Source organism: Clostridium sp. DJ247 (assembly GCF_014231265.1).
In genome coordinates this window covers 1-12,439 of sequence record NZ_JABAIW010000042.1, presented here as the reverse complement: position 1 = coordinate 12,439, position 12,439 = coordinate 1, and the positions used below count along the sequence as shown (strand labels likewise).

Sequence of the window (12,439 nt, the reverse complement as noted above, 5' to 3'; positions counted from 1 at the left end):
ATACACAGATTTAAATTTTTTATAAATTCCTATAGAGTAAAAAAATTGAGATTTTTTCTCAATTTTTTTATTTTAAATAATATATATTTATCTATTGTTTTTTAACTCTGATACTAATTCACTTAAAACTTTATCAGCAGAATCGTAATCAACTTGGCATGTGCCTACCTTTGGGTGACCACCACCATTATATTTAAGCATTAAAGAGCCAATATTAGATTTACATGTCTTATTTATAATGCTGTATCCAACGGCAAAGGAACAGTTTTGTTTATTTCTTCCATCAACTAGCCATATTGATACATTTTGTTCAGGATATAAGCTATAAATTAAGAATCTATTACCAGTATATATAGTTTCAACACTTCTTAAATCAGTTATTATAACATTTCCATCTACTTTAGTATGATTTTTAATCATATTTTTAAACAATTCATTTTGTTCAAAATATAAATTTACTCTTTCCACAACATCCTCTAATTGAAGAATTTCATCAATTGTCAATGAGCTACAGTAATCAATTAATTCTTCCATAAGTTGATAATTACTAATTCTAAAGTCTCTAAATCTTCCAAGACCAGTTCTTGGATCCATTACAAAACCAAGTAAAATCCAACCTTTTGAATTTTGAATTTCATCTATACTTAATTGACCAGAATCAACTTTGTCAACTTGAGTTACCATTTCTTCAAAGAAAGGCATTTTTTCCTTACCACCATAGTATTCATAAACAACTCTTGCAGCACTTGGTGCAAGGCGGCTTTCACCTTCAAATACTAAATCTGATGATAAACGTTCATGTTCACTAGAGTGATGGTCAAACCATAATCCACAACCTTTAACATATGGAACGTTAGCTAAAACATCATTACTATTTACTTCAACTAATCCATCTTGTAAGTCTTTTGGGTGAGCAAATTTGTAACTATCTATAATCCCAAGTTTTTTTAATATAACAGCACAAGCTAATCCATCAAAATCAGAACGAGTAATAAGTCTCATATGTATCCCCCTTTATATAAGCTAAGTTTTGATATATTAATTATATGGGTAATTTTTTCATAATTCAATGATAAAGTATTATTAATGTAAAATAAAATTCAAATTTTATACTTCTGAAAGGATATTAATGAAATTATTAACTAAATCATTTAAATTTGAATCATTACGTTTGATTGAACATATCCCATTTTTAAAGCCGCTTTAGAAATAGAATTTTCATATGCTACCATTTGAAATATTCTCAAATCATTACTTTCCATAGTTTTATTACCTTCTTTACTTTGTAGTAATTATAATTTTAACATATTTTCACTATTACTATTTACTCATCTTGGTATTACTTTAATTAATATTTGCTATGATTTATAACTATTATTCACATTCTTTAAGCTAATATATAATAAATCTAAAGATAACTTTAAGAATATAAAAAAGGAGTGGTTATCAAATGATAGCGACACAATATAAGATTATATTACCAAGTGACTATGATATGAATATAATCAGAAACAGAGTTAAAAATAATGGTCATAAAACAGATGGATTTTATGATTTAAAGTTTAAACTATATCTAATAACAAAAAAAGGCGAAAATAATAATCTGCAGAATAGTTATGCTCCTTTGTATCTTTGGAAGGATAGTAACGGACTAAACAAATTCTTATTTAATGGATTCTATGACAATATAATAAATTCTTTTGGATGGCAACAAATAAATATAGGAATACCTTTAATTGATATAACAACATGTAAAATTAAAGATACCAAATATCTATTTGAAATCACAAGAGATATTGAACCACAAGAGAGTTTAAATAACTTTAAAGATAAAATAGAAAAAGATATTCCTAAGATTGATAATACAGAATATATAGTTATTTATAGTCCAGATAAATGGAAATATACTGTGTTTTATTTTATAGATGATTCAAACAAAGTAAAAGCAGAAAAAGGTGTAATTTATGATATACTTCATATATCACAATAAAAGGTTTCTCAATATCTTACTAGGTCATCTAAACCCGAACAAGAACTATTTATAGGTTACCAGGCGGGCAGTATGGTTTTTCTATTTTTAAACACTGATGATTTTTGGAGAGACTATTAGTGAAATGAAAACTCTTACCTATATTATTAAAGTAAGAGTTTTCAACTACAGTATATACTACAATTTAAAAACAATGTGACATAGTTATCCTCTAAATTCTATCAGTTCTCCATCGGGACCTACAAATACTACTCTACGCCAACCTTCTTCTCTTGACTCTCTTGCTCCAGCAGGGTGAGGTTAAGATTATGATTTCTGCTTGCCTTGATGACTAAATTCTAATTAGAAGGAATGAACTTAAATCAATGAAAGTCATTCCTTCTAATTATCCATAAAGTAAGATTGTGTAAATAATTTTTATTAATACCCAATGTTTAAGTTAAAAAAGTCACTATATTTCCTATAATAACTTGCTTACTATACTTTCAAACTGCTTTTTATGCTCTGTAATTATAATAGGCTTGATTTCTTGTATATCTTTATAGAACTTAAACATCAAACCTGCGGTAGTAGCTTGAGCCATTGTTAAAACCATTGAAGTAATTATCTGAAACCTAATATGTCTATTTTTCACATGCGAATGCTTTCTGTATATATTTATCGCTTCTTTGCTATTAAAATCAATATACTGTTTTAAAGAATTAAAATATATTCCCCCTTCTTCGATTTTAAACTCATCATGAAGTATATGAGTTCTAATTACCCATTTTTCATAGCTTCTATGATTATTTAATAAGTGAACATTAGCATGCTGAGGAACTGTTAAGTCTTGAATTAAATGACAAGCAGCACCTAAATAGAACATTGAATTTTTAATGTCACCATGGAAATATTCATTTAATGCTCTAGTATAGTAAGATATGCATTCTTTTTTTGCATCACTATTACCGTATAATCCCTTGTTCTTATATGGGTTATAAAAATGATTACTACTTTTTAAATCCTGATCAGCCCAAACTACTCCTGCATTAATATCACTTATATATGATTTCATAAGTTTATACGCTTCCATATGTCCATCATTTTTTAATACTATTAAAGACTGACTATTTATAAATTTATGAACCATACACTCAGCTTTCATTATTCTCTTCTTTACAGGATTTACAGCTTTTAATATATTTTTAAATACATATGAATAAGATTTTTCTAAAGCGTCCATAATTATCATCCCTATAAATATATTTAAACTCTAAATTATTATAAACACAAACTTTAACTATTATTCATAAAAGTTTGTTATCAGAACTATACCTATATCCATAGGACAGACTGTAGCTCTACTATAAACCAATATATGCTACAATTTCTAATTTCCAGCTTTACAATATAAGAATACTGCGTGCTATATATGCATTATATCTATCCTAATATATCCATTCTGTAACTTCTTGCAGTAACTTTCATGGACGTGGATATGGAGATTGGTTTGGATAACCTATAGCCACTGCTGCCACAAGTTCATCTTTGCGGTTTAGCCAAGAACAAATCTCCATGGTTGACGATTTTTACCTGAAGGTGCTTTAGTTGCTAATTCTAATAATCTTTCTATTGTTTCTTTTGGTACTATTTTATTTTGAAACTTTCTTATACTTCTCCGTTCTTCTATTACTTTTATTGTATCCATGATTAGTCCTCCTAAAATAAAAGTTATCTTTATAGCTTTTATTTGACGTATAAAATTACGTTAACGAATTAATTTATAGCCGGTTAATTCATCTTCAATAACTACTTCACCAATGTAATACCCCTCACCTCAAGGTTCGTAATAAGTAATTTAGGAATAAGCAGTACATTTAAATACTAAATTACTTTTAGTAAACTAAGTTTAAAAGCACGAAACTACTCTATCATTATCCTCTCCACCGAAAATGCTATAGGCTTCGTCTATAAAAAGAATGGATCCTAAAGCCTCTTTTACCTTTTCTCTCACTTTAGGTGCAGTCTGTCCTACAAACTTTCCTACGAGACCTTCACGGCTTACCTCATGCACTTCCCCCTTGTCAAGTATACCTATTTCTTTAAATATTCTCCCAAGTATTCTTGCTACAGTTGTCTTTCCTGTACCTGGATTTCCTAAAAAGAACATATGATAGCAGCTATTTTCCTCTACTATTCCTATTTCTCTTAATTTCTTTTTTACCCGTGTACTTGCTACTATTTCTTTTATTCTTTTCTTTACCTCATCAAGCCCTACAATTTCATTTAACTCGTCCCATATATCCTTTTTTATTACATCAGTATCATCTTCCACTGCCCTAAAATCTTCTGCAGTCAAAATATCATAAGTCTCATTCATATTCATCTCATCCAGCCTGAATAGTTTCTCCACCCAAACCTCATCAATTATCTTGTGGATAGTCCTTATATTTGCAAAACTTCCTCTTTCCTTTTCAATATCTATTCTTCTTTGAAAATACTCCTTTGCCTGTACATCTAGCCGAAAACCCTGTTTATCTAGAAGCCTGTCTGTAATTTCAAACAATTCTTCATTTGTATAAGGCTTAAAATCAATATGATGACAGTTTACTTTGCTTTTTATTTTTTCTAAAAGACTCTTTAACTTTAATTCGTCTCTGCAGCTATTTATAAATACAAATACTACTTTCCCTCTAAACTCCCATAATATATCCATAAGTTTATTGAAATAAGATTCTGTATCATCAAGATGTGACCTTATATCAATTGCTACTATTCCATAGTCTTTAACTGCTTTAAAATGTCCATTTTTAATTTCTTCATTTGCTTCGGAAGTTATAGTTCTCTTGTATTCTATAACACTAGAGGAATTTATAATATCTAGTTTATTAAGATATTCTGCCATAAGCTTTAATATAGAGGTTATGCCCATTCCTGGATCAATAGTAAAAACATAATGATAAGGAAACATAACTTTTGTATTGAACTCCTTTTTTATTCTCTTGCTGTAATCAGCAAACCTGGCAATAGCTTTCATTTCATTTTTAAATTCATCTAAGCCTACAGTACTTACACTTACTTTCTTTTTGGGTAGTATATTACAAAAAAGTGCATTCTTGATCAAATAAAAATTACTGTTAGAATAATAACATGAATTAATTTAATAAGTAAGAGTAATAATGATTACACTAGGAGGAATAAAACAATGAAAAAAAATATTGGGTCAGTAGTAGCCCTTTACCCAACCCCTTCAACGATTGTAGGAACGGTGATTGGAGATAAAGTAAATTGGATTAATATCGCGCATATAGGAATCATAGGACTAGATTCTATTATGATTAGCTCAAGAAAATCACATTATACGAATCAAGGTATTAAAGAGAATAAAACAATATCTGTTAATTTAGTAAGTGAAGATATGCTGGTAGAAGCAGATTATGTAGGAATTGTATCAGGTAAATCAGTTGATAAATCGCAAGTGTTTAAATACCATATGGGAGAACTGAAAAATGTTCCAATAATCGATAACTCACCACTTTCAATGGAGTGTGAGGTAGTAGATATTTATGATACTAAAGATTACGATAATTTTATCTTAAAAGTTATTCATACTCATGTGGAAGAAGATAAGTTAGATGAAAATGGAAACATAAATTATGAAAAGGTAAGACCGTTATTATTTGAAATGCCAACAAAAACATATTTAAGAACAGGTGATGTAGTTGCAAAATGCTGGAACATTGGAAAAGAATATAAGGATTCATAAGCAATGGTATGGTTATACTTATTACGAAATAGCTTGCTTAGCAGCATCTGAGAAGATTAATTATTTTTAGTTAAAACATCTTCTAATAAATAGAAAACTGTTAAAACAATATTAAAATAAAGCACGGTAGCAACCTCCCTATGCCGCCGTGCTCGAAAAAAGACGCATTAATTATTTCGGAAAAATTGTATTGTTCCAATCTATTTCCCATCGCCCATAAGCTAAGGTTTCTAACAATTCGAATTTTTCTACTCTCATCTTTGCCAGACTTGGCGGTAATAAGTTTAGTCTATTACAGCCGGGATAATACGTTCCTTAATCAGTGTCCACCTATCACGAGGATTAATGATGAATTCTGATGCAATTGCTACGACTAGGTCTTTTTCTGGAATGCAACAAATGACATTACCGCCATCGCCTAGTGCTAAGTATGCAAAAACGACCTCCTCTTCGTGTAACCACCATAGATAACCGTATTTATTGGAGTTTATAGCTGTTGATTCGTCAATCCATGTCTTGGAAATAATCTGATTATTGTCCCAAATGCCGCGGTTCAGATATAGAAAACCAAAACGTGCCATATCACGGGGAGTTAGCGTAAGTCCCCATCCTCCTGTAGAGTTACTGTTTGGGTCTTTAACCCATCCTTTCACATTTTTCCCGAATAAATCCTCAAACCCAAATGATTTCATTTCATAATCCGGTATTTCTTTCATGCCGATGGGTTTAAATAAGCGTTCATTGGCAAACTCACGGGCACTTTTTCCTGTGCTACGAGTGATGATGGTTGAAAGCAGGTGCGCCCCTGCGGTGGAATACTTTAGTAGTTTTTAAGATTTAATTAAAGAATCATTTTAACACCTGACTTAAGTAACATGAGCTTATCCTTGATTTATATCAAAAGCACTACGAGAATCTAATCTTGCTTAAATGTTATCTCTCGATTCTTCAACAGTAAAAAGACCTTCAAGCTTATTCCATCCATGTTTCACAGCTATTTTACAATCAAACTTTACTATACATACATATAATACATCTTTGAATAATCCTTTATTATCAAAAATACAAGGTCTATGTTCTAAATCATAAAAGTCAGCCCCTCCACCTACATATTTGACCTTGTTTTCAATATAATAAATAATCTCTTCTCAAATTTATGCTTCTGTCGAAAGTAATATTATATTTAAAATCACAAATTTTCTTTCTTAATATCACCTTTTAATATCGAACTAAATCAAATAAGTGTAAAATGTTATAACACACATTTCCAAAACTAACTTACAATAGTAGATTAGGAAAACTATTGACTATAATATTTTATCTGAAGTATAATTTAATTAAATATTATATTTTACATTAGAGGGGGGATTTGTCAGATGAAAGACGAAGAGTTAATAAAATCAGCGTTAAAGTCAAAATTTTACCAAAACAAACTTCGAGGATTAAATTTAGAAATGTGGGATGATATCCCCATTACTAGTAAGCAAGAGCTTAGAGAATGTAATGCTTACGATTTAATGGGAATTGATTTTAATGAAATAGCCACATACCATGAAACAAGCGGAACAACAGGAACGCCTACACCAAGCTGGTATAGCTTTAAAGATTCTGACCAAGAGGCAGAAGTTGTTATCAATTCTGATTTGAAACTTTGTTCTCAAGATTTATTATTAAATAGGTTTCCATTCGCTTTAGCTGTTCCATCATTTATTTTATTTTGGGCTTGCCAAAAGGTTAAAGCTGGACACATTGCTGTAAGCAAAGCAACTTCCATCGTTCCTCACGCTAGAGTAGTTGAGATTATAACAAGAGCGCATCCTACAATAATTGCAATGCTCCCTTCGGAAGCTGAAATTATTGCAGAAGCTGCTTATCGAAAAGGAATCAATTTACCAACTCCTAATCTAAGAGCTTTACTTTTAGCCGGAGAATTGATTAGTGATGCTAGAAAAAAATATTTAGAGAAGCTTTGGGGAGTTCCAGTGTTTTGCTTATTTGGTTCTACGGAAACAGGCGGTTTATTTATGACCTGTAAAAATGGACATTATCACATTAATCATCCCAAGGTTAAAATAGAAACAGTGGATAGTTATTACAGGCCATTAGGTGCTAACCAAAAGGGTTATTGTGTACTTTCTTCTGCAAGAGAGGGAATGCCTCTATTAAAATATTTTAATCATGACATAATTGAAATTAGAGATAACTTTAATTGCGATTGTGGTGATAACTCACCGATTCTTATTCACTACGGTAGAGAGGATGATTTAATTCGCATTAAAGACAAGCAGTTTACTTTTGAAGATGTACAAACTTCAATTTATTCTATGCCTACAGTTCCTTTTTTATGGAGAATAAATGTTTATGAAGATTGTTTGTTATTCGAATATCAGTTAAGCAAAAAATCTTCGGACTTAAATTTTACTGAAAAAGACATTAGTGAATACCTGTCAGGTAAATTAGGAGTTACAGTTGTTGCTAAATATACAGAACTAATTGCTGAAGAGAGTTTAATTAATAAACCAGCTTACGCCAAGTTCAGTTACATGGTTAAACATGAAAATAGTTTAAGAGGAGAATAGATTCAATGATAGAATTTACTTTAATCGCTGCTATTATTATTCTAATAGTTCTAGTAATTGGAACCTATATTAAAATTATTAGTCCATTACGAAAAATAATAAAGCAACTGGAGTCAGGACTTAATAATTTTAATATAGATTCTTTAAATATAAGACAAAAAGGGTTAATAGGAAGACTTGTTTCGGCAATTATTATACTCTATAACAAAAGTCTTATATCAAGCACAGTAGAATCACCCAAGATATACAATAAATTTAATGACTTATCAGTCCAATCAACGAAAGCTGCAGAATTAATTAATGAACTAAATACTTTAATGGAAGATACAATGAAGGGAGCACAACTCCAATCTCAAAATGTTAATAAGAGTACTAATGCAATGGATGATATATTACTTGGCGTTAAAGAAACTGCACAAAATATTCAGTATGCTTCAGAGTTAGTAAGTGAAACTTCTATTTCAGCCTCAGCAGGACAGCAGGCAATAAATAAAGCCATGGAGCAAATGAAGTCAATTGATATTAAAATTAGCGGACTTTATACAACCATACATGAATTAGAGACCTTTTCCACAGAAATTAATACAATTGTCGGTATTATTACAGGGATTTCCAGCCAAACTAATTTATTAGCATTAAACGCCGCCATTGAAGCTGCTAGAGCTGGAGAAACTGGTCGTGGATTTTCTGTTGTGGCAGAAGAAGTGCGAAAATTAGCAGAACAATCCTCTCAATCTGCTCAACAAATAAGTATACTAATTGAGAACATTCAAAGTAAAACAAAAGAAGCTGTTAACTCAATGAATATAAGTATTCAAGACATAAAAACAGGAATTAATTCAGTTAACTCAGCAGGAGATTCTTTTGGAAAAGTTTCTGAATCAATTTATAATGTTGATGGTAGAATTCAAGAATTAGCTTGTAATGCTGAACAAGTATCTTCTTCAACTGGAGAAATTATTAAGCTAATAGAGTTCACGAGAAAGGTTCAAGATGGTGGAGTAGCTAAGATACAGAAAACATCCGAAATAATTAAAACAGAAATTGAAGTTATTAATAATATTGACAGAACAATAAAAGATATGAGTTAACACTTGAGATTTATAAAGATTCTTTAACAAATCTGTTTCATGAAGTATTTGTGGACAGGTTTGTTTTTATGTATTTATGGGGTTCATTGGTGAAAACCATTGGGCGTTTTTTCACCAATGCAACTAACTGTTTTAAACTCTTCTATGACAGTATCCATTATCATACTCAGATTTCAGCAGCTTCATGACTCCCATTCTATTCTCTAAATTATTAATTAAATAATTTTATAGTATGATAATGCATGTTCAATTCCATCGTCCTCTATATCTTTAGTAACAAATGATACTAGATCAAATAAAAATGGAGTACTATTTCCCATAGCAATACTATTAGGAACATATTCAAGCATGGGTAAGTCATTTGAGCTATCGCCAATGGCATAACAATCTTCTAAAGAAATATCGAAGTATTCTTGAAGAAACTTAATTCCAGTTGCTTTTGAGTATCCTTTAGGAACTACTTCTCCAAAATTATTACCACGATCAATATAGTCAAAATCTTTTGTAATATACGAATAAAATGTTTCAAAGTCACTATCCTCATTTATCCATACAACAAATTTATCAAAAACAATGTCTGGATCATCCCATGATTTCGTAACGTCAAACCCTTGTATGCCAAAGTGATCTTTTACCTTAGCTAATTCACCAGTGGCAGGTTTGGTTTGATCAAAGAAAACATTATTTACCTCTTCGAAAAGTCCTTCAATTTTGCATTCACGAAGCTTTTTTACAATTTCAACACAAGTTTCATGAAGAATAGATTTTGCCAAAAGAGGTTGTCCATTATAATAAATATAAGTTCCGCAGCCACAAACATATCCATCAAATCCAATGCTGCGAATATTTTCCGTTACATTAAAAAAGGTTCTGCCAGTATTGATAAAGGCTAAGTGACCATTTTCCCGAGCCTTCTTTATTGCTTTCACAGTTCCTTCTGGAATTATATGGGTATGTTCAGTGATTATAGTTCCGTCAATATCAAAAAATATCATTTTTCTGCTCATTTTAATTATTCTTTCCCCCTTGATATATTAGATTTCAAATGATCTTCAAAATTAAAGATTACACTCTATCAGTTAACTCTACAACTTTTTTACATATCTCATGAGTGATTAAAGTATCTAAAATAGATATATACTCGTCAATGGTCAAAAATTTCTGTTGAATTAAACTTTGTCGTCTGCTATAGATTGTTCATGATTACTAATAATACTTCCCTAATAACATTTTCATCCATTATTCCTGATTCTTCATCTACACCAGTTTCAAATTTCTTTACTGTTGTTAGAACTTCTTCTGGTTGGCTAGAAAGAAAATACCTAGTAAATAATAAAGCACAGGTACCAATATCAAGAAGTTCACCACCAGCTAATTCTTGACTGAAAAATCTATTGTTAACGTCATACTCTTTAAGACTTCCAAAAGACACTTGAATCATTCTAATTGTTGGTTTGCCACTAACATCAAATCTTTTTACACTTCATAATTTCATAATAAAGTAAGTTTATTTTTTCGTCAATACTATTTTATAAGAAATAAAATTTCGTTTTACTTGAATTTAATTTTCAAAATTTATTTTCACATTTATAACAAGATACTTGTATAGGGAAGATTTTAAAAATATTTATTATATTTTACCGGGGTACCATGTCAGTGGGTAAACCTTCTACACCTACACCAAAAGGTACCTTTAAAATAATAAATAAAGCTGTAAATCCGGGAGGACCTTTTGGTGCAAGATGGATGGGACTTAATGCACCTAACAGAGATTAAGGTATTCACGGAACTAACAATCCTAGCCCTATAGGTAAAGATGTATCTAATGGCTGTATTCACAATTCTGATGATTCGATGTTTCGTAAATTATGACCCTTGAACAGAAATCTTATCTACTATTTTCGAGTATTTCGATATTAATTCATTTTCTTTTATACTCTTATTTTTAGATGGTAATTTTCTAATGTTATGGCACTCTTAGCTAGATTATAACTCACCATACTAATCCACGCAACAGTCATAAAATTTGATTTATTTTCTACTTTTGATCCAATAAGTTCTACAGACATCGGATAATTTACAATACCGTTTCCTAGATTAACAATTGCCTTACCATTTTATGATTTGTGAAATAGAATGCAAAAACTCCTGTTGACGATAAATATATTATCAACAGGAACTTTTGTTAGTGGTAACTTCCAAAACAATTGGAAATCCAGTTTAAAGAGAAATATAGGATCGGGACTATACTTAAGGAAAATAATCTTGTTGCTCAACCACTAAACGTGATTATAGCCCCTGATAATTTAGTTGTTTCAAGTTATTCTTTAAGATATAGCCTAAATAAAAAGTTTGTATGCGGAAATTGAACAAACAATAGCCTCTCACTTTAGTAAAAATAGGATATTTTAAACTATTCAATTTCCGAAACAAACTATGAGATTGACAAATTTTTTCTAAAGCTAATGTTTCATTACTTCGTTTTGAGGTTATGGAAGCTGTACCTTATAGTTATTGAATATATCCAGTGCATCTTCTATTATTATCCATTACTGATTTACACCTCCCTGACTATCCTTAACCTGAGCTAGGTAATCCACCAGTGAAAGATAGTTTTGCTGGTGCAGCTGACCTGCCTGGATAACAATGCCATTATAGCACCTCCTTAAGTTATTCGAAATTAGTATTTGCATATCTTACTAAGCTATATTCATCATTATCTTTTCTAACGGAGCACTTTTTCTGAATTAGAATTACTTAGCTTATCTCAACTAATACAGAAAATTAGTTTTATGCTGAAAAAAGGTACAGATTTATTCTGTACCTTTTAATATGGAATATATATTTATAAATTAAAGCTTAGTCTCACAATGACATAATTATGCAACATAGGTCCTTATATTCCTTACACCATATAAAATAAAAAACGCTAAACATCATGTTTAGCGTTTTTCTTATTACCTAGCAGCGACCTACTCTCCCACAGGGCCTCCCCTGCAGTACCATCGGCACGGTGAAGCTTAACCGTCGTGTT

General features: G+C 30.6%; 10 protein-coding genes and 5 pseudogenes. 6 read left to right on the top strand and 9 right to left on the bottom strand.

Features of this window, described 5'->3' with window-relative positions:
- Positions 1–87: 87 nt before the first annotated feature.
- Together HGI79_RS15930 and HGI79_RS15925 are read right to left on the bottom strand one after the other, a co-directional pair.
- A complete protein-coding gene (locus tag HGI79_RS15930) occupies positions 88–1,002 on the bottom strand; it encodes an exopolyphosphatase (protein ID WP_185651677.1) in 915 nt (304 codons plus the stop codon).
- A 152-nt stretch (positions 1,003–1,154) separates the two neighbouring features.
- Positions 1,155–1,262, bottom strand: a pseudogene (locus HGI79_RS15925) (LysR family transcriptional regulator); the annotation flags it as partial.
- A gap of 188 nt (positions 1,263–1,450) precedes the next feature.
- Between HGI79_RS15925 and HGI79_RS15920 the strand changes: the two are divergent.
- Together HGI79_RS15920 and HGI79_RS22905 are read left to right on the top strand one after the other, a co-directional pair.
- Positions 1,451–1,990 carry a DUF4865 family protein gene (locus HGI79_RS15920; protein ID WP_185651676.1) on the top strand — a complete coding sequence of 180 codons (540 nt, stop codon included), beginning with the start codon at positions 1,451–1,453 and terminating at the stop codon, positions 1,988–1,990.
- A gap of 15 nt (positions 1,991–2,005) precedes the next feature.
- Positions 2,006–2,107 (top strand): annotated as a pseudogene (locus HGI79_RS22905) (VOC family protein); the annotation flags it as partial.
- Between the two features lie 343 nt (positions 2,108–2,450).
- Here HGI79_RS22905 and HGI79_RS15910 read toward each other — a convergent pair.
- From HGI79_RS15910 to HGI79_RS15900, 3 genes are all read right to left on the bottom strand, one after another.
- Positions 2,451–3,212 (bottom strand): zinc dependent phospholipase C family protein, encoded by a 762-nt coding sequence (locus HGI79_RS15910; protein WP_185651675.1) that lies wholly within the window; start codon positions 3,210–3,212, stop codon positions 2,451–2,453.
- A gap of 312 nt (positions 3,213–3,524) precedes the next feature.
- Positions 3,525–3,677 carry a nitroreductase family protein gene (locus HGI79_RS15905; RefSeq protein WP_395939553.1) on the bottom strand — a complete coding sequence of 51 codons (153 nt, stop codon included), beginning with the start codon at positions 3,675–3,677 and terminating at the stop codon, positions 3,525–3,527.
- 201 nt (positions 3,678–3,878) lie between these two features.
- Positions 3,879–5,093 (bottom strand): AAA family ATPase, encoded by a 1,215-nt coding sequence (locus tag HGI79_RS15900; RefSeq protein WP_185651674.1) that lies wholly within the window; start codon positions 5,091–5,093, stop codon positions 3,879–3,881.
- Positions 5,094–5,174: 81 nt separating this feature from the next.
- On the opposite strand from HGI79_RS15900, the gene HGI79_RS15895 reads away from it, so the two are divergent.
- A complete protein-coding gene (locus tag HGI79_RS15895; protein ID WP_185651673.1) occupies positions 5,175–5,735 on the top strand; it encodes a flavin reductase family protein in 561 nt (186 codons plus the stop codon).
- 284 nt (positions 5,736–6,019) lie between these two features.
- Here the strand turns inward: HGI79_RS15895 and HGI79_RS15890 are convergent.
- Positions 6,020–6,544, bottom strand: a pseudogene (locus HGI79_RS15890) (serine hydrolase domain-containing protein); the annotation flags it as partial.
- Positions 6,545–7,111: 567 nt separating this feature from the next.
- Here HGI79_RS15890 and HGI79_RS15880 point away from each other — a divergent pair.
- Both HGI79_RS15880 and HGI79_RS15875 read left to right on the top strand, forming a co-directional pair.
- Positions 7,112–8,314 (top strand): phenylacetate--CoA ligase family protein, encoded by a 1,203-nt coding sequence (locus tag HGI79_RS15880; protein WP_185651672.1) that lies wholly within the window; start codon positions 7,112–7,114, stop codon positions 8,312–8,314.
- Between the two features lie 5 nt (positions 8,315–8,319).
- Positions 8,320–9,405, top strand: a complete 1,086-nt coding sequence (locus HGI79_RS15875) for a methyl-accepting chemotaxis protein (protein ID WP_185651671.1) — start codon at positions 8,320–8,322, stop codon at positions 9,403–9,405.
- A 215-nt stretch (positions 9,406–9,620) separates the two neighbouring features.
- Here the strand turns inward: HGI79_RS15875 and HGI79_RS15870 are convergent, their stop codons facing one another.
- Both HGI79_RS15870 and HGI79_RS15865 read right to left on the bottom strand, forming a co-directional pair.
- Positions 9,621–10,412, bottom strand: a complete 792-nt coding sequence (locus tag HGI79_RS15870; RefSeq protein ID WP_185651670.1) for an HAD family hydrolase — start codon at positions 10,410–10,412, stop codon at positions 9,621–9,623.
- Between the two features lie 230 nt (positions 10,413–10,642).
- Positions 10,643–10,846: pseudogene (locus tag HGI79_RS15865) on the bottom strand (gfo/Idh/MocA family oxidoreductase); the annotation flags it as partial.
- 164 nt (positions 10,847–11,010) lie between these two features.
- Between HGI79_RS15865 and HGI79_RS15860 the strand changes: the two are divergent.
- Positions 11,011–11,277 (top strand): annotated as a pseudogene (locus HGI79_RS15860) (L,D-transpeptidase).
- 59 nt (positions 11,278–11,336) lie between these two features.
- Here HGI79_RS15860 and HGI79_RS15855 read toward each other — a convergent pair.
- Entirely contained in the window at positions 11,337–11,474 is a 138-nt protein-coding gene (locus HGI79_RS15855; RefSeq protein ID WP_185651669.1) for a hypothetical protein, read from the bottom strand.
- Positions 11,475–12,439 lie beyond the last annotated feature (965 nt).